Genomic DNA, 17,089 nt, shown 5'->3' with positions numbered 1-17,089 from the left:
GTCGTCACATGTCCTGGGCAGCGAAGAGGCGCAGGCGCCGCAGCAGCGCCTTCTCCCCCTCCAGCACCCCCATCAGCGCTACGCCGGCGCCGAGGATGATCAGCCCGTCGACAAGGCCGACCGGGCGGGTGTCGAAGATCCACTGCAGGACCGGCAGATAGGTGAAGGCGACCTGTCCCAGCGTCACGGCGGCAATGGCCATGAGCACCGCCGGCGTGCCCAGCGCGCCGCGCCACGTGACCGAGGTCATGTGCAGGAACCGCACGTTGAACAGGTAGAAGATTTCCATCACCACGATGGTGTTGACCACGATGGTGCGCGCCATCGCCTCGTCATGCCCACGCGCGAAGGCCAGTGCCTGCATGGCGAAGGTCACGGCCATGAACAGCAGCGAGACCAGCACCACGCGCCAGAGCATGAAGGGCGTCATCAGCCCGGCATCGGCGGCGCGCGGCGGGCGGCGCATGACGCCCGGCTCGGTCGGCTCGAAGGCCAGAGCGAGGCCCAGCGTGGCGGAGAGCAGAAGGTTCATCCAGAGGATCTGCGCCGGCGAGACCGGCAGGGCGACGCCGACCAGGATGGCGATGATGACCGCCAGCACCTCGCCGCCATTGGTCGGCAGCGTCCAGGCGATCATCTTGCGGATATTGTCGTAGACGGTGCGGCCTTCCTGCACCGCGGCGACGATGGTGGCGAAATTGTCGTCCACCAGCACCACTTCCGCCGCCTGCTTGGCCGCTTCCGTGCCCTTCCTGCCCATGGCGATGCCGACATCCGCCTGCCGCAGCGCGGGCGCGTCATTCACCCCGTCACCGGTCATCGCCACCACCGCGCCGCTGGATTGCAGCGCACGCACGATGCGCAGCTTGTTCTCCGGGCTGGTGCGGGCGAACACGGCAGTCTCGCGGGCCATGGCAATGAGCGCCGCGTCGGATGCGTCATCCACCTGCGCACCGGTGATGACCGCCGGGTTTGGCGCGATGCCGAGCTGGCGGGCGATCGCCTTCGCGGTGGCGCCATGGTCGCCGGTGATCATCTTCACGCCGATGCCGGCGGTGCGACACTCGGCGATCGCCGCCACCGCCTCGGGGCGCGGCGGATCGATGAAGCCGGCAAGGCCGAGGAAGATCGCGCCGGGCGAAGCGCCGGGCCCGGTCAGGGCTTCGGCCGTCAGCCGCGCCGGCGCGGTCTCGAAGCGCATCATCGCGAAGCCGAGCACGCGCTCGCCCTGCCGCGCGGCGCTCTCGATGGCCGCGTCCCAGCGCGCCATGTCCGGCGCGTCGCACATGGCCAGCACCGCCTCCGGCGCGCCCTTGATGAAGGCGATGCACGTGCCGTGCGGTCCCTGTGCCAGCACCGCCATGAAGCGATGGGCGGCATCGAAGGGAATCTCGTCGCGCCGCACCCAGCGGGCGCGCTCCACCTCCGGTTTGATACCGGCCTTCATCGCCAGCGCCACCAGCGCGCCCTCCATCGGGTCGCCCTCGGCGTGCCAGTGCCCCGCGCTGGCGGAAAGATGGGCGTCGTTGCACAGCAGGCCGCAGCGCAGCAGCGCCTCGGCCGCCGCCGCCGGATCGCCCTCGGCCTCGGATCCCGCCGGCCAGGAAAGGCGGCCCTCCGGCCCATAGCCGGCGCCGGACACCTCGACCTCGCCCGTGTCCGGCCCGCTGGCGGGGAGGAACAGCCGGCGCACCGTCATCTCGTTGCGGGTGAGCGTGCCGGTCTTGTCCGAACAGATGATCGAGGTGGCTCCCAGCGTTTCCACCGCCGGCAGGCGCCGGATGATGGCATGGCGCGCCGCCATGCGGCGCACGCCGATGGCCAGGGTGATGGTGATCACCGCCGGCAGTCCTTCGGGCACAACGCCGACGGCGAGCGCCACCACCGCCATCAGCGCCTCGGTCCAGCCATAGCCGCGCACCGCGACCGCGAACAGGAACAGCCCCGCCCCGGCGATCAGCACCGCCCAGGTGAAGCGGTGGGCGAAGGCGTCGATCTGCCGGAGCAGCGGCGTCGCCAGCGGCTCCACCCCGGCGATCAGCGTGCCGATTCGTCCGATCTCGGTATGGCGCCCCGTGGAGACGACGATGCCGGCCCCCTGCCCGGCCGCGACCGTGGTGCCCGAGAATGCCATGGAGTAACGGTCGCCGAGCGCCGCGTCGCGCGGGGCGGGATCCTCGCGCTTGGAGGCGGCGAGGGATTCGCCGGTCAGGATCGATTCGTCGATCCGCATCCCGCGCGCCCGCACCAGCCGCGTATCGGCCGGCACCCGGTCGCCCGCCTCCAGGATGACGAGGTCGCCCGGCACCAGATCGCGCGCGGCGACGCTGACGCGCCGGTTGCCGCGCAGCGCGCTGGCCTGCGGCGAGATCATGTTGCCGATCGCCTTCAGCGCCTGCTCGGCCTTGCCCTCCTGCACGAAGCCGACAATGGCGTTGACCAGCACGACCGCGACGATCACCCCGGCATCGACATGGTGGCCCAGCAGCAACGCCGCGAGCGCACCCGCCAGCAGGAAATAGATCAGCGCATTATTGAACTGGGAGAGGAAGCGCAGCAGCGGATGGCGGCCCGGCGGCTCGGGCAGGGCGTTGGCGCCGTGGCGCTGCAGCCGGGCCTGCGCCTCCGCGGGGCTGAGCCCTTGAGGGGACGCATCGAGATGGTCCGCCACCGCCTCATGCGGCAGGGCGTGCCAGTCGGGCGGGCGGGCCGGGTGTTGGGCAGGCGGGGTGCGCGGGGCGGACCGGGACGGGGCGGAGGAGCCGGGAGGCGGGGCGGCATCTATCATCGTTCCGGGGGCGCTCGGGTTCGGCAGGTGGGAGACACGGTGCCACACACGCTACCGGCCCGCGAGCCCGCGGCAACCGGAGTTTCCCTTACGACATCGCGCCACCCGCCGGAATCGTGGCGCCGGCGTTCCGTCATGAGACAGGGCCGACCCGGAGGCCGGCCCCGCAGAGGTGGGCAAAAAGGCGTCTTCCCGCGCCTGAAACAGCGCGCACGGATGCGCGATCTGCACGTTTGCCGGGGTGGGCTTCGCTCAGAGCTGGTCGTCGCCGCCGAACCAGTCGCCGCCATCAAACCAGCCGCCATCGTCGCCGGAGGACGTGTCGCCGGAAGACGTGTCGTCATTGGCGGCACTGTCGTCGGCGCGCGGATCGCGCTGATCGGAATCGCTGGCGGGTGCCTTCTCCTCGATGATCTCGGTGACCGGGGCGGCCTGCGCGGTGTGCCCGCCGAACAGGCCGCCAAGGGCGTTGCCGAGCATCACGCCACCGGCGACGCCGAGCGCGGTCTGCGCGGCGCCGGCCAGAAAGCCGCCACCCCCGAAACCGCCGCCGCCGCCGAATCCCGACCGGCCGAAACCGCCGGGCTGGGCCTGAGGCGCGCCGGGCGGCTGCTGGGCATATTGCGGGGCGCCATAGGCCCCGCCCTGCGGCCCGCCGGACTGCCAGACGGACGCGGCATCCGGCGGCACGGCGCCCGACGGCTGGGAACCCGCCGCCGGCGCGCCGAAGGACGTGCCCGCGCGCGGAACCGATGGCACGGAACCCGTCCGCGCCGGCGGCTCGCCGGAGCCGAACAGGCCGCCGAAGATCCCGCCGCCGCCGGCCGGGCGCTGGGCCGCCTGCCGGGCCGCTTCCTGCGCCTCCTGAGCGTCCCTCGCCGCCTGCTGCGCCTGGCGCTCCAGGTCCTCGATACGCGCCTGCGCCTGTTTCAGCGCATAATCCTGCATCACGATGGTCTGCGCCATCAGATAGGGCGCAGCCGGCTGCGCGGCGATGCGGCGGGCGATGTAGCCCTCCGCGTCGCCATCGCGCGGGCCCGTGCGGCTCTCGACCTCGCCGAGCTTGGCAAAAAGGCCATCGATGGCCTGACGGTCCTGGTCGTTCATCTCGAAATCCCTCCTGTCGGGGATATCACTGCGGAAACAGCGTCGCTCGCATCACTCCCGCTCGCCGGTGAGGTTCAGCAGCAGCTGGAAGATGTTCACGAAGTTCAGATAGAGGGAGAATGCGCCGAAAACAGCGAGCTTCTGTTGCGATTCCGCATCAAAATTTTCCGCGTACTGTTCCTTGATCGACTGCGTGTCCCAGGCGGTCAGACCGACGAAGACCAGGATACCGACCACCGAAACGATGAACTGCAGCATGGTCGAGCCGAGGAAGATGTTCACCACGCTGGCGATGACGACGCCGATCAGGCCCATCATCAGGAAGGAGCCGAACTGCGACAGGTCGCGCTTGGTGGTGTAGCCATACAGGCTCGTCGCGCCGAACATGGTGGCGGCGATGAAGAAGGTGCGGGCAATCGAGGTGCCGGTGAAGACGAGGAAGATGGAGGCCATGGAAAGCCCCATCACGCCGCAGAACGCCCAGAACATCATCTGCGCCGCGCCCGCCGACATCGACTGCATGCGGAACGAGAACAGCAGCACGAAGGCGAGCGGGGCGAGCATCACCACCCATTTGAGCGGGGTGGAGAAGATCGGCACGTAGAGCGCCGGCGTGGTGCCGACGAAGAAGGCCACGGCGCCGGTCAGGACGAGGCCGATCGCCATGTAATTATAGACGCGCAGCATGTGGCGGCGCAGGCCTTCATCAAAGACGGCCTGATCGACGCCGCGAGCGCCGGTCTGCCACTGGAAGCCGGAATTCGGCATATTCATGTCGGTCTCCTGTCAGGGGATATGAGCACAAGGGGATGTCAGCCGCGTGGCGCCTGGCGAATGCGCGCCCCGCGGCCGGGAAAGGGTCTAGTAAAGCGAGCGCGCCAGCCCGGCGGCGGCGCGGTCGAGTTCGCGGGCGTCGCCATGGGCCACGAGCGCATAGGCCACCTCGCCCACCTGCCAGTAGGCGGCATTGAGCCCGTCCTTCGGCACGCTGGTCGCCGGCACCACGTCGAAGCTCCCCGGACGGACGGCGAACAGCGACACCGCGCCGAAATCCTTGGTCTTCACCGACATTTCGACGCTGGGGCCGAAAGCCGAGGGGAAGATCTGCACGTCGGCCACCTGCCAGTCCTCCGGCAGGGAGGGCATGATGATGGCAGTGGCGGCGCGGATATCCGCCGGCTGGTAGCCGGCCGGGCCGGCGGGCGCCCCGAGCCCGGCGCGCAGCTCGGCGGTGCGGTGGGCGCGCACCGCTTCCTCCAGATAGGCCGGCGGCAGGTCGGAGGCGACGACGCGGCTGACCCCGAGCGGGCCGAACTGGGCATGGGCCAGCCAGCCGGCGCCCAGCAGCAGCGCCACCGACGCGGCGATGCGCAGCGGGCGCATCCAGCTCTCGCGCGAGAGCGCCCGCTCCAGCCGGCGCGCCGCCTCCACCGTCGCCACCCGCGCGGGGGCGTTCATCACCGAGCGCGGGGCATCGGCCAAGGCGAGGCGCAATTCGTCGCGAATGCGCAGATCCGCCATCACCCGCGAGGCTTCCGTCGGGTTGGCGCTGAGATGGGCCTCGACATCGATGCGTCGCTCCACGGGGAGCGCGTCGTCGACATAGGCCTGCAGGTCGGTGTCGGAGACGGGATCAACGGGTCGGGTCATCCGGACCTCCTACGATGCGAAGATGAGACGCGGACGGGGCCGCGAGGCGAGCGGCACGCGCCGCGTCCCCGCCCTCGTCGAGCGCGCGCAGCGCCGCCCGGGCGCGCGCAAGCCGGGACATCAGCGTGCCCTGCGGAATGCCGAGCGCGGCGGCGGCCTCGGCATAGCCGAGCCCCTCGATGCTCACGAGATGCAGCGCGGCGCGCTGTTCCTCCGGCAGGCCCATGAAGGCCTCGCGGACCTGCGACAGGCGCAGGTGATGCTCCTGAGCGGGCGGCGTGGTGGTCTCGGCCAGTTCCACCGCCTGCGCCTCGCGCCGCTGCTCGGCATGGCGCGAACGGCGGCGGTCGACGAACACATTGTGCAGGATGGAGAGCAGCCAGCCGCGCAGCCGGTTGCCGGAGGCGCCGCCGCCGGCCCGGCCGGGAAGGGTCCGCTCGTCCTGAAAGGTGCGGCGCCGCTCATAGGCACGCACCAGCGCGTCGTGCACCAGATCTTCCGCGTCGCCGTCGTCGCCGCGCGTCAACGCGCGCGCATAGCGCCGCAGGACGGGCAGCTCGGCCGGCACGTCGAAGGTGGAACTCTCGCGCTTCATGACCCGTATACGGAGCCGCCCGCCGCCCTATTCCCCGGCGCCCGCCGATTTTTCATCATCGCTTCCTTCCGGCGGGCGGGCCGCGCCATCGCAAACCACGATGGGAGGGAACGCACAGGCGGCTTCATCCGTTTCCCTCCACCCGACGCAGGAACAGCGAGCCCCGGCACCCATGGCCTCCCCCCGCCCGCAGACCGCCGCCGACAAATCCAGGAGCGAGCCCGCCCCACCCTCTGTCACCGTGCACGGCGCGCCGGTGCTGGCGGCCGTAAGCGTGGATGCGTGCAACAGCCAGCTGCGCGAGGAGGACGGCTTTGTCGGCGACCGCGCCCGCCGCGCCGCCTTCTTCGACATACTCGACCGCTGGCGCAATCTCGCCCGCCGTCCCGCCAAGGCGCTGGGCGACACGCCGACGGCGGAACTCTCCAAAACGCTGCTGGACGAACTGCTCGTCGCGGGCAAGCCGCACGAGCAGGCGCTGATCTTCAGCGCCGTGGAGGACTATGCCAGCGAGCTCATCACCGTCATCCGCCGCCTGCTGCGCACCCGGGAATGGCGCGATACCCAGCGCATCGTGGTGGGCGGCGGGCTGAAAGGGGGACGCTTCGCCGAGATCGCCATCGCCCGCGCCGAACTGATCGCCCGCGCCGACGGCATCGAGATCGAACTGGTGCCCATCCGCGCCGAGCCCGACGAGGCAGGGCTGATCGGCGCCGTCCATCTCGCCCCCAGCTGGATGTTCGCCAGTTTCGATCACATTCTCGGCGTCGATATCGGCGGCACCAATATCCGCGCCGGCATCGTCAAGCTCAACCTCGACAAGGCGCAGGACCTCTCCAGGGCGCGCGTCGCCGAGATGGATCTGTGGCGCCACGCGGAGGAAAAGCTGACCCGCGACGCGGCCGTCGACCGGCTGGCCGGCATGCTGGGCACGCTCATCGAGCATGCCGAAGCGGAAGGCTTCAACCTCGCCCCCTTCATCGGCATCGGCTGCCCCGGTGCGATCGCCCCGGACGGCGCCATCGAGACCGGCGCACAGAACCTGCCGGGCAATTGGGAGAGCCGCCGCTTCAACCTGCCGACCGCGCTGTGGGAGGCGATCCCGGCCATTGGCGGGCGCGAGACGACACTCGTCATGCACAATGACGCGGTGGTGCAGGGCCTGAGCGAGGTGCCGTTCATGGGCGATGTCGAGCGCTGGGGCGTCATCACCATCGGCACCGGCCTTGGCAATGCGCGCTTCACCAACCGCTCCCACCCCAATGCCGAGGAGACGGCGGTGCGGGAGCGCAAGGACGGCAAGGAGAAGGGTGGAAAAGACAAGAGCGTCAAGGAAACGACCAAGAAAGACAAGGACGAGAAGGAGAAGAAGAAGGGCTAGCGCCCTTCCCGCGCGCGGCGGGCGAGTTCCTCGTATTCGGAACGGATCTTCTCGATCGCGCTCTCATCCAACTCCTCGAGGTCGAGCAGGATCCGCCGGGCGCTCGTGCCGCTGGCGATCAGTTCGTCGAGCTTGATGTGCAGGGCGGCGGTGTCGCGGTTCTGGCTGTTCTGGATCACGAACACCATCAGGAAGGTGATGATGGTGGTCGAAGTGTTGATCACCAGTTGCCAGGTATCGCCGAAGCCGAACAGGGGCCCGCTGACGCCCCACAGCACGATCAGGCCCATGGCGCCGATGAAGGTCGTCGGCTTGCCCGCCTGCGTCGATACCCATTGCGAGAAGCGGGTGAAGAAGGAGCGTTTGGGTCGCCCACCGCCGCCGCCAGACGCGCCGGACGCCGCGCCGGAGGGCTCGGAAAGGGATTTGCGAGAAGACGTTGAAGCCGGCTTGCGTGTCGTCGCCATGGGAACCCCGCTATGCGGAGCTTCAACGTGGCGCGGCCGGCTTCGTTCCGGTCAAGGGCGGCTCCCCGCCCCCCTGGCGCCGACGCGCTCGGGCTTGCCCTTGCGCGGCGTGGCGGCGAGCTCGGCCCGTTCGTCGACGCTCATGGATCGCGCCATCGGCTTCGAGGCACCCTTGAGCGCACTCGATGCCGTCTCGCCACGCGTGGCGGCGAGCGCCGCTCCGGCAGCTTTCTGCTGGGCTTTCGATTTCGCGGACATCTCGTCCTTGCCACGTCACGGAACGTGTCGCGTGAAGCGCGGCTCGCTCATGACGAGGCGTACCGACATGGCTCGGCAGCCCCTCCGATGAGCGGGGGCTCACCGGAAAGGCTGCAGGCCGGCGCCGGCGGAGGGGGAGACCTCGCCACCGGCACCGGCCACCCGCCGGCCAGCCTATTCGGCGGCCTGCAGATTGATCTTAGATTCCGCCAGCTTGGTCAGCTTGGCATCGGCTTTCTTCTCTTCGGCGAGGTTCTCTTCCAGCACGCTGGCGCAATCCGCCCGGTCGAGCTGCTTGGCCCAAGCGGCGAGCGTGCCGTAGCGGGTGATCTCGTAATGCTCCACCGCCTGGGCGGCGGCGATCAGCGCGGCGTCGAGCACTTCGGGATCGGCCACCTCGCCGGCGACCTCGTGGGCCTCTTCCAGAATGCCGTCAATGGCCGGGCACTTGGTGGTCTTCGGCTTGGCGCCGTAAAGCTCGAACACCTTCTCCACGCGCTTGATATGGTTCTCGGTCTCGCCGAGATGATGCTTGAAGTCGGCCTTGAGCTGCTTGTTGCTCGCCTTCTCGATCATGGTCGGCAGAGCCTTGGAGATCTTTTTCTCCGCGTAATAGATGTCCTGCAGCGTATGCAGGAAGAGGTCGTCGAAGGTCTTGATGTCTTTCGAGAACACTGACATGGTAATTTCCTCCTGATGGAGCGTACGTCATGTACGTAATGTCTATATTGAGGGCCCCATCTGCCGTTGCGGCGCGGCCCACGGAAGGTAGAACACCTACCGGCGGACAACGTTCCTTCACCATTTCCCCGAAATAGAGGCGCAGCACGCGCTTACCACTTTCTTTGGTGCACCCGGTGGAGCGCCTCTTTCGGCGCCCCTTGCCTCCGAGCTGCGGGGGTGCCTATACAGCGCGCCAGCTCCAGCGCAGCGTCAGGCGGCCGCACGTGCAGCATGAAACCGACGACGACATCGCCCAGGGCGTCCTGCCCGCCCTCGCGCAGGCGGCGGAGGAATTCACCTCCTGGCGACGCACGCTGCACGCCATGCCCGAGACAGCTTTCGAGGAGCAGCGCACCAGCGCCTTCGTGGCGGCGCGGCTCACGAGCTTCGGCCTGCCCGTCCATCGCGGCCTCGCCGGCACCGGGCTGGTGGCGACTCTGAAGGGCGCGCGCGGCGAGGGGCCGGCCATCGGGCTGCGCGCCGACATGGACGCGCTTGACATTCACGAGGCGACCAACCTGCCCTGGCGCTCCGACACGCCCGGCAAGATGCACGCCTGCGGCCATGACGGGCACATGACCATGCTGCTCGCCGCCGCCCGGCACCTGAGCGCGGACCCGGATTTCGCCGGCACGGTGCACTTCGTCTTCCAGCCCGCCGAGGAGAACGAGGGCGGTGCGCGGGTGATGGTCGAGCAAGGCCTGTTCGAGCATTTCCCGATGCAGGCGGTCTATGGCCTGCATAACTGGCCGAACGCGCCGTTCGGCACCTTTCTCGGCCGCCCGGGCCCGATGTTCGCCGCCTTCGACATTTTCGAGGTGAGGGTGATCGGGCGCGGCGCCCATGCCGCCATGCCCCAGCGCGGCATCGATCCGGTGCTCACGGCATCGCTGATCGTGGCGCAGCTCCAGTCCATCGTGGCCCGCGCGGTGAGCCCGCAGGAGGCGGCGGTCGTCACCGTCACGCAGATCCATGGCGGCGACACCTGGAACGTGATCCCCGACGAGGTGCTGCTGCGCGGCACGGTGCGCACCTTCACGAGCGAGGTGCGCGACCTTGTCGAGCAGCGCTTCCGCGCGGTGGTGGAAGGCGTGTGCGCCGCGCAGGGGGCCCGGGCGGAGATCCGCTACGAGCGGCGCTATCCGGCGCTGGTCAATCACGGCGCGGAATTCGCCCACGCGCTCGATGCCGCCCGCCTCACCGCCGGCGCCGGGGCGGTGGTGGCGGATTTCGAGCCGATCATGGCGGCGGAGGATTTCGCCTATATGCTGGAGAAGGCGCCGGGCGCCTATCTGTGCCTCGCCAGCGGGCCGGGCGCGAACCTGCACAATGCCCAGTATGATTTCAACGACGCGCTGATTCCGGTCGGGGCCAGCTACTGGGTCCATCTGGTTCATTCCCTGCTGCGGCCCGCGGCCTGAGCCCGAGGCCGATCATGGGCGTCCCCTCCCCCGCGGCGCCCGAGCCGCTGCCCGGCGCGCGCGGCCTGTTCCTCTCCGGGCTCGGCATCGGGCAGGTCTGCTCGTGGGGCACGCTCTATTACAGCTTCCCGCTCATCGCGCAGGCGATGAGCACGGATCTCGGCTGGTCGAAGGCCCAGCTCTACGGCGCCGCCACGCTCGGCCTCGCGCTGGCCGGCCTTGCCGCCTATCCCGTGGGCGTGTGGATCGACCGGGGCCATGGCCGCGCGATCATGGCCGGCGGCTCCCTTCTGGCCGGGCTGCTCTTCGTGCTGTGGTCGCAGGTCGGCAGCATGGCGCTGTTTTATCTCGCCGCCGCCGGCATCGGCGCGATGCAGGCGGCCACTCTGTATGACCCCGCCTTTGCGGTGGTGGCGCGGCGAACCGGGCCGATGCAGGCGCGTTCCGGCATCACCACTCTCACCATGTGGGGCGGCTTCGCCTCCACGGTGTTCATTCCGCTGATCCAGCTGCTCATCGAGGGCATCGGCTGGCGCGAGACGCTTCTGGTGATGGCGGCGATCAACATCGCGATCTGCGGCACGGCGAATTTCCTCGCCATCGACCCCTCCCGCGATCTCGCCCGCCTGCCTGCCAGTGCGGCGCCGGAAGAGGGACGGCGCTCGGCGGTGGGCGAGGCGCTGCGCCAGCCCGTGTTCTGGGCGCTGGCCGTCGCCTTCACCGCCTATGCCGCGATGTTCTCCGGCTTCACCTTCCACCTCTACCCGCTGCTGATCGAGCGCGGCTTCGACACCCACGCCGTGGTGGGTGCCATCGCCATCATCGGGCCGGCGCAGGTCGCCGGGCGGATCGCCATCACCGTGCTGGCGCCGCGCGCGCCGGTGCGGGTGATCGGCTCGCTCATCGTCGCGGTGTTTCCGCTCGCCTTCCTCGCGCTGGAACTGATGCCGCCCGCCTTCACCGGCGTGGCGCTGTTCGCGCTCGCTTTCGGCGCGGTCAACGGCATCATCACCATCGTGCGCGGCCTGATCGTGCCGGAACTGCTGACCCGGCGCGCCTATGGCGCGGTCAACGGCGCGCTGGCTTTCCCCGCGCTGATCGCCCGCGCGGCGGCTCCCGCCGGCCTCGCCGTGCTGTGGACCGCCACGGGCGGCTACGACGCCGTGCTGGTGGCGATCATCGCCGCCTCGCTGGTGGTGGCGGCCGGGTTCTGGACCGCCACCGCCATCGGCCGGCCGGTGACGGACGACGCCTGATCAGAGCCCGAGCAAAGTGAACAGTCCGCCCTGCAGCAGCTTCAGCGAGAGCAGGAACAGGGCGATGACGATCAGCCGGTAGAACAGCGCCTCCGGCAGACGGCGCGTGACCTGCACGCCGACGAAGGTGGCGAGGATGGCCACCGGCATGAGAAGGGCGGTGGCCTTCAGATTGGCCGGGTTGAGCTGGCCGAGCGCCCAGTAGGGCACGAGCTTGATCGCGTTGATGGCGGCGAAGGCGATGGTCGTGGTTCCGGCATAGACCATCTTCGGGAGTTTCAGCGGCAGCGCATACATCTGGTAGGGCGGCGCCCCGCCATGGGTGACAAAGCTGGTGAAGCCCGAGACGGCACCCCAGAACAGCCCGCGCGGCACATCTGCCGGCCGAGCCACCGCGCCCGCCGTGCCGAACCAGCGCACCAGGCAGAAGGCGATGCCGATCACCCCGATGATCACCTCGACCATGGCGTCGGTGACGAAGGAAGCCGTTGCCCAGCCGATGCCGATGCCGAACGCCGCGGCGGGAATGATGATGGCAAGCACCCGCGTGGAGAATTCACGCCGGTAGGCCCAGACGCCGAACATGTCGCTGACGACATAGACCGGCAGCAACAGGCCGGCGGCGGCGATGGGCGGCATCACGAGCGACATGATCGGCACGGCGAGCGTGCCGATCATGGGAACACCGCCCTTGCCCATGCCGACGCAGAAGGCGGCAAGGCCGGCGGCCAGCAGGAAGGCGAGTTCGGGAGTCATCGCAGCCAGGCGTGTGAGGAGGGCGGGCGCCCTCCTCTATCAGGCCGCCTGCGCGCCTTCCAGCCGCCGGGCGACGAGCCCGCGCAGGGTGCGCAGGTCCTTCACGAACAGGCGAATGCCCTCGGAGAGCTTCTCCGTCGCCATCTGGTCCTCGTTGAGGGCGAAGCGGAACGCCTTCTCGTCAAGCTCGATCCGGGCCGGAGCCTCGGCGACATTGGACGCGTCGAGCTTGCGCTCCAGCACGCCCTCGTCGGCGGCGAGCTGGTCGAGCAGCGCCGGGCCGATGGTGAGCCGGTCGCAGCCCGCCAGCGCCTCGATCTCGGCCGTGTTGCGGAAGGAGGCGCCCATCACCACGGTCGAGATGCCGTACTTCTTGTAGTAGGCGTAGATCTGCCGCACCGAGGTCACGCCCGGATCGGTCTCGGCGGTGAACGGCCCCTCGCCGGCCTTGACGTGCCAGTCGAGAATACGCCCGACGAAGGGCGAGATGAGGAAGGCGCCCGCATCGGCCGCCGCCACCGCCTGGGTGAGCGAGAAGAGCAGTGTGAGATTGCAGTCGATACCTTCCTTCTGCAGCACTTCGGCGGCGCGGATGCCCTCCCAGGTGGAGGCCACCTTGATGAGGATGCGCTCGCGGCCCACGCCGCGCGCCTCATAGGCCTTGATGAAGGCGCGGGCCTTGTCCAGCGTCGCGGCGGTGTCGAAGGACAGGTCGGCATCGACCTCGGTGGAGACGCGGCCGGGCACGATCTTGGAAAGCTCGGCACCAAAATTCAGCGCCAGCCGGTCGCAGGTCGCATGGACCGCGCCGCTGCCGCCCTGCGCGCGGCCCCACTCGATCGCCTCGTCGACCAGATGGGCATAGGCCGGCATCTCGGCCGCCTTGAGCAGCAGGGTCGGATTGGTGGTACAATCCTGCGGCTTGAGCCGCCGGACGGTTTCGATGTCGCCGGTATCGGAGACGACGACGGTCATGGAACGCAGTTGGTCGAGCTTGGACGGCATGGTGCGGCCTCTCTTCTTGCGGACATCCCGGCCCCTGGCCCCGCCGGCGGGACGATTCCGCGGCGCCGGCATCCTGTGCCGTCACGCCGCGACCGCCCGCCTCGGCCTCAAGCGTGAAGATGCCCTTGTGGCGATTTCGCAGTAAGCGTAAACCCTAATACAGCCTCGTGACAGGTGCCTTCGAGACATCCATGGACGATATTCACTATCGTGAGTACAAGATCCTGCTCCGTCCGGAGCGGTTCTTTGATCCCCATCAGTTCGAGGTCTTCTGGCACAAGCTGTGCCTGATCGCCCCTGAATTCAAGGTGGGCGTCACCACCGCCAAGGACGGCTTCAAGCGCCAGGTTCGCGAGGTCTTGTTCTACGACACGCCCGACAGCGACCTCTATCGCAACGCCTTCATTCTGCGCAAACGCACCTTTTATACCGATGGCTGGCCCGAGCCCGAGCACGAGCTGACCTTCAAGTTCCGCCATCCCGACCTCGAGGCCGCGGCGGCGATCGACGTGACGCCGCATCTGAGCGGCTCGGCCAATATCAAGTTCAAGGAAGAGCTGCTGCCGCTGAAGGACAGTCTCGGCGGCATGCGCTCGCTCTATTCGCATAATTGCGTGCTGCTGACCCCCGGCCTGGTGCTGGACGAGGGGCTGGAGCGCATTTCCACCGTGTTCCCGGTGCTGCGCGAGCATTGCCCCGCGCATTCGGACGAGAAGGTCTCGCTGGTCAACAACCTGCCGGTCGAGGAGGTGCAGGTGAATGTCGGCTCCTTCGATTTCGGCCACGAATTCGTCGCCAAGGCCACCATCGCGGTGTGGCGCGACCGCGCGACCGAGACCTCGATCATCGGCGAGTTCGCCTTCCAGGCGAAGTTCGACCGCTATGACACGGTGCATGCCAAGGCCCGCGCCCGCTCGGAGGAATTCTTCAAGGCGATCCAGACCCGCGCGCCGGAATGGGTGAAGCTAGGCGCCACCAAGACGGCGCTGGTCTATAATTTCGGCAAGCAGTTCGTCTCCAGCCACGAATGAACCGCGCATCATGAACTCGACCGCGGATGAGGCAGGCGGCCGGCCCGCCACGGGAGCCGGCGAGGCGGCGGGCGAGGCCGCCTACGTCCTTCCGCGCGGCGTGCCGCTGTGGGAGATCTTCCTCACCTTTCTGCTCATCGGCGCCACCAGCTTCGGCGGTGGCGTGGTGGCCTATCTCAGGGCCGGCCTGGTCATCCGCAAGCGCTGGCTCGACGAGGAGCACTTCATGTCGGCGCTGGAAATCTCCCAGGCGCTGCCGGGCCTCAACGCCACCAACATGAGCATCATCGTCGGCGACCGGCTGCGTGGGGTGGCGGGCGCGGTCATCGCTTTTCTCGGCGTCACCCTGCCGGGCGCGAGCCTGGTGATGATTCTCGGCGTCGCCTATGCGGCCAATTCCGCCAACCCCTATGTCAACGCGACGCTGGTGGGGGTCGGGGCGGCGGCGGTCGGCATGCTCACGGCGGTGACGCTGCAGATCGGCCGCAAGCAGTTCGGCGGGCTGATCGACGCCGCCATCATCCTCATCACCATCACCATGGTGAGCTTCCTGCACATCTCGCTGCTCTGGGTGCTGCTCACCGTCGGGCCGGCAGCGGTTCTTATATACCGCCCCCGGCGCGACGACGGCGCCGCCCCCTCCCACCCGGCGGGCCCTTCGGCATGAGCGAAAATCTCTCCGTCCTCGGCGTCTTCTCGCTGCTGTCCGTGCTGGCGGTGGGCGGGGGCGCGGCCGTGCTGCCCGAGACCAAGATGCTGGTGGTGGGCACCCATCACTGGCTGACCGACGACCAGTTCCGCGACATTTACGGCCTCGGCCAGGTGGTGCCCGGGCCGAACATGCTGATGGTGCTGGTGATCGGCTATCACGTCACCGGCTATCTCGGCGCGCTGCTCGCCTATCTCGGCTTCTTCGTGCCCTCGGGCGTCATCTCCTGGGGCGCCTCGCGGGTGTGGGACCATTTCGAGGGCTCGCCCTGGCGGCGCTCGCTGCAGCTCGGCATGGCGCCGATGGTGATCGGCCTGATGGCTGCCGGCGCCATCTCCATCGCCCGCACCGCGATCGACGGCTCGCTCACGGTCGCCATCGCCATCGGCGCGTTCATCGGGGTGTATTTCATCAAGAAGGTGAACCCGGCATTCTTCGTGCTCGGCGGCGGGGTGGTCGGCCTCATCCTGCTGAGCGGCACCGGCGCCGGTATGCCGTGAGGCCCGCTGCCGGCTAGTCCGGCCGGGTCGCCGCCATCGACGGACGCGCGGCCATGCGGGACCACCACGCGGCCAGCCGCCCGTATTCGGCGAGCATCGCCCGCCCCTCCGGCGCCTGCACGAAATAATCGACCATCGCCGCGAGATAGAGATCGGCCAGCGACAGCGTGGCGCCCGCGAGCCAGACATTCCCGCCCATGAGATCGGACATCGCCGCGAGGCAGGTCCGCGCGCACGGAAGGGCGGCGGCGATCCGCGCCTCATCGGCGGCACGGCCCTCGGCCGGCCGCTCCACGCGCTCCACATAGATTCCCCAGACGAGGCTGCGATAGGCATAGGCATCGGCGATGCTGAGGATCTGGTTGCAGCGGGCGCGCTGGCGCAGGTCCACCGGCTGGAGCGGCGGGCCGTCAAAGGCCTCGTCGATATAGCGGACAATGGCCGCGGTCTCGTAGAGGGTGAAATCGCCGTGCTCGAAGGCCGGAATGCGGCCGAAGGGCTGCCGGTCGAGATAGCCGGGCGGCACTCCTTCGGCGGCGAAGACATCGACGGGAACGAGTTCATGCTCGACCCCCTTCTCCGCCAGCGCCAGCCGCACGATGCGGACATAGACGCTGTAGGCCGCGCCGAAGACACGCGGGCGGTCGGAAGCAGCGAGGGGGTCGGCCGTCACCCCTGCCTCGGCGGCAGATAGGGGCTGATCGTGTGGGCGAGGCCGGGGGCTGTCAGCGTCTGCAGCCACACCTTGCCGGGGCCGGACAGCTTCACCAGGAACAGCCCGTCACCGCCGAACAGCGCATTCTTGATGCCGCGCAGGGCGGTGAGTTCGAAGGACACGCTCTCCTCGAAGAAGCCGACATGGCCGGGATGCACCAGCAGGAACTGGCCGGGCTGGAGATCATAGGTCACGATCTCGCCGCCCACCTCGATCCACGCCTTGGCGCTGCCGGAGAGCTTCTGCAGGATGAAGCCCTCGCCGCCGAACACCGCCCCGCCCAGCGATTGCTGGAACGCACTGGCCACCTCGATACCCGGCGTGCCGCAGACGAAACCGTGGCGGTGCACGAGATAGCCGCGCCCGGGGCTCACCTCGACCTCGACGATGCTGCCCGGCAGCTTGGCGGCGAAGGCGACATTGCCCGGGCCGCGCTGGGCGGCGAACTCGGTCATGAACAGCCCGCCGCCGGAGACGGCGCGGCTCACCAGCCCGAACAGGCCGCCCCCGCTGGCGCCCGCGCCGGAGGTCGATGTCGTCAGCGTCACGTCGCCCGACATCCAGGAGAGCTGGTCGGGCACGCCGACAACCGATTCTCCCGGCTCCAGGCCGATCTCCAGGACGGGCAGCACGGTGCCGATGATCTTCGAGCGCATGAGGGTCTCCTGAAGCGGCCGGGGCAGGCAGGTGGCATGGAGCGGCGAATGCGAAAGCTTAGGGCAAGGGA

18 protein-coding genes are annotated in these 17,089 nt (G+C 69.1%); 6 read left to right on the top strand and 12 right to left on the bottom strand.

Going from position 1 to position 17,089, the window contains the following annotated elements:
* Positions 1-4 precede the first annotated feature (4 nt).
* The 5 genes from FHS55_RS07045 to FHS55_RS07025 all read right to left on the bottom strand — a co-directional run bounded on the left by FHS55_RS07045 (position 5) and on the right by FHS55_RS07025 (position 6,140).
* Positions 5-2,788: an HAD-IC family P-type ATPase gene (locus FHS55_RS07045; RefSeq protein ID WP_183188985.1), complete on the bottom strand. Its 2,784-nt coding sequence runs from the start codon at positions 2,786-2,788 to the stop codon at positions 5-7.
* A gap of 252 nt (positions 2,789-3,040) precedes the next feature.
* On the bottom strand, positions 3,041-3,895 hold the full coding sequence (locus FHS55_RS07040) for a DUF2076 domain-containing protein (protein ID WP_183188984.1): 855 nt from the start codon (positions 3,893-3,895) through the stop codon (positions 3,041-3,043).
* Between the two features lie 51 nt (positions 3,896-3,946).
* Complete coding sequence (locus FHS55_RS07035; RefSeq protein WP_183188983.1) at positions 3,947-4,669, bottom strand: Bax inhibitor-1/YccA family protein; 723 nt, start codon at positions 4,667-4,669, stop codon at positions 3,947-3,949.
* A gap of 87 nt (positions 4,670-4,756) precedes the next feature.
* Positions 4,757-5,545: an anti-sigma factor family protein gene (locus FHS55_RS07030; protein WP_183188982.1), complete on the bottom strand. Its 789-nt coding sequence runs from the start codon at positions 5,543-5,545 to the stop codon at positions 4,757-4,759.
* A complete protein-coding gene (locus FHS55_RS07025; protein ID WP_183188981.1) occupies positions 5,529-6,140 on the bottom strand; it encodes a sigma-70 family RNA polymerase sigma factor in 612 nt (203 codons plus the stop codon). Before FHS55_RS07025 ends, FHS55_RS07030 begins: the two co-directional genes overlap by 17 nt.
* A gap of 172 nt (positions 6,141-6,312) precedes the next feature.
* On the opposite strand from FHS55_RS07025, the gene FHS55_RS07020 reads away from it, so the two are divergent.
* Positions 6,313-7,521, top strand: coding sequence for an ROK family protein (locus FHS55_RS07020; RefSeq protein WP_183188980.1), 1,209 nt, complete (start codon positions 6,313-6,315; stop codon positions 7,519-7,521).
* Here the strand turns inward: FHS55_RS07020 and FHS55_RS07015 are convergent.
* The 3 genes from FHS55_RS07015 to FHS55_RS07005 form a co-directional block, all read right to left on the bottom strand.
* Positions 7,518-7,988 carry a low affinity iron permease family protein gene (locus tag FHS55_RS07015; RefSeq protein WP_183188979.1) on the bottom strand — a complete coding sequence of 157 codons (471 nt, stop codon included), beginning with the start codon at positions 7,986-7,988 and terminating at the stop codon, positions 7,518-7,520. The two genes, FHS55_RS07020 and FHS55_RS07015, sit on opposite strands and share 4 nt — an antisense overlap.
* Before the next feature lie 51 nt (positions 7,989-8,039).
* Positions 8,040-8,246 carry a DUF3008 family protein gene (locus FHS55_RS07010; protein WP_183188978.1) on the bottom strand — a complete coding sequence of 69 codons (207 nt, stop codon included), beginning with the start codon at positions 8,244-8,246 and terminating at the stop codon, positions 8,040-8,042.
* A 174-nt stretch (positions 8,247-8,420) separates the two neighbouring features.
* Positions 8,421-8,927 carry a YciE/YciF ferroxidase family protein gene (locus tag FHS55_RS07005; RefSeq protein WP_183188977.1) on the bottom strand — a complete coding sequence of 169 codons (507 nt, stop codon included), beginning with the start codon at positions 8,925-8,927 and terminating at the stop codon, positions 8,421-8,423.
* A gap of 305 nt (positions 8,928-9,232) precedes the next feature.
* On the opposite strand from FHS55_RS07005, the gene FHS55_RS07000 reads away from it, so the two are divergent.
* Both FHS55_RS07000 and FHS55_RS06995 read left to right on the top strand, forming a co-directional pair.
* Complete coding sequence (locus tag FHS55_RS07000; protein WP_210286903.1) at positions 9,233-10,390, top strand: M20 aminoacylase family protein; 1,158 nt, start codon at positions 9,233-9,235, stop codon at positions 10,388-10,390.
* A gap of 14 nt (positions 10,391-10,404) precedes the next feature.
* Positions 10,405-11,646 (top strand): MFS transporter, encoded by a 1,242-nt coding sequence (locus FHS55_RS06995; protein ID WP_183188975.1) that lies wholly within the window; start codon positions 10,405-10,407, stop codon positions 11,644-11,646.
* Here the strand turns inward: FHS55_RS06995 and FHS55_RS06990 are convergent, their stop codons facing one another.
* Positions 11,647-12,402 carry a sulfite exporter TauE/SafE family protein gene (locus FHS55_RS06990; protein WP_183188974.1) on the bottom strand — a complete coding sequence of 252 codons (756 nt, stop codon included), beginning with the start codon at positions 12,400-12,402 and terminating at the stop codon, positions 11,647-11,649.
* Positions 12,403-12,441: 39 nt separating this feature from the next.
* On the bottom strand, positions 12,442-13,407 hold the full coding sequence (gene tal / locus FHS55_RS06985) for a transaldolase (protein WP_183188973.1): 966 nt from the start codon (positions 13,405-13,407) through the stop codon (positions 12,442-12,444).
* Positions 13,408-13,598: 191 nt separating this feature from the next.
* Here tal and FHS55_RS06980 point away from each other — a divergent pair, with 191 nt between their 5' ends.
* From FHS55_RS06980 to FHS55_RS06970, 3 genes are read left to right on the top strand one after another with little or no spacing between them, the layout of a single operon-like run.
* Positions 13,599-14,438: a hypothetical protein gene (locus FHS55_RS06980; protein WP_183188972.1), complete on the top strand. Its 840-nt coding sequence runs from the start codon at positions 13,599-13,601 to the stop codon at positions 14,436-14,438.
* 10 nt (positions 14,439-14,448) lie between these two features.
* Positions 14,449-15,105 carry a chromate transporter gene (locus tag FHS55_RS06975; protein ID WP_183188971.1) on the top strand — a complete coding sequence of 219 codons (657 nt, stop codon included), beginning with the start codon at positions 14,449-14,451 and terminating at the stop codon, positions 15,103-15,105.
* Positions 15,102-15,647 (top strand): chromate transporter, encoded by a 546-nt coding sequence (locus FHS55_RS06970; RefSeq protein WP_183188970.1) that lies wholly within the window; start codon positions 15,102-15,104, stop codon positions 15,645-15,647. The genes FHS55_RS06975 and FHS55_RS06970 overlap by 4 nt, the downstream gene beginning before the upstream one ends.
* Positions 15,648-15,660: 13 nt before the next feature.
* On the opposite strand, the gene FHS55_RS06965 is transcribed toward FHS55_RS06970, so the two are convergent.
* Complete coding sequence (locus tag FHS55_RS06965; RefSeq protein ID WP_183188969.1) at positions 15,661-16,320, bottom strand: glutathione S-transferase N-terminal domain-containing protein; 660 nt, start codon at positions 16,318-16,320, stop codon at positions 15,661-15,663.
* Entirely contained in the window at positions 16,317-17,018 is a 702-nt protein-coding gene (locus FHS55_RS06960; RefSeq protein WP_183188968.1) for an AIM24 family protein, read from the bottom strand. The genes FHS55_RS06965 and FHS55_RS06960 overlap by 4 nt, the downstream gene beginning before the upstream one ends.
* Between the last annotated feature and the right edge of the window lie 71 nt (positions 17,019-17,089).

It is taken from the genome of Ancylobacter tetraedralis (assembly GCF_014195655.1).
GTDB lineage: Bacteria > Pseudomonadota > Alphaproteobacteria > Rhizobiales > Xanthobacteraceae > Ancylobacter > Ancylobacter tetraedralis.
This window is presented reverse-complemented; position numbering and strand designations above follow the sequence as displayed.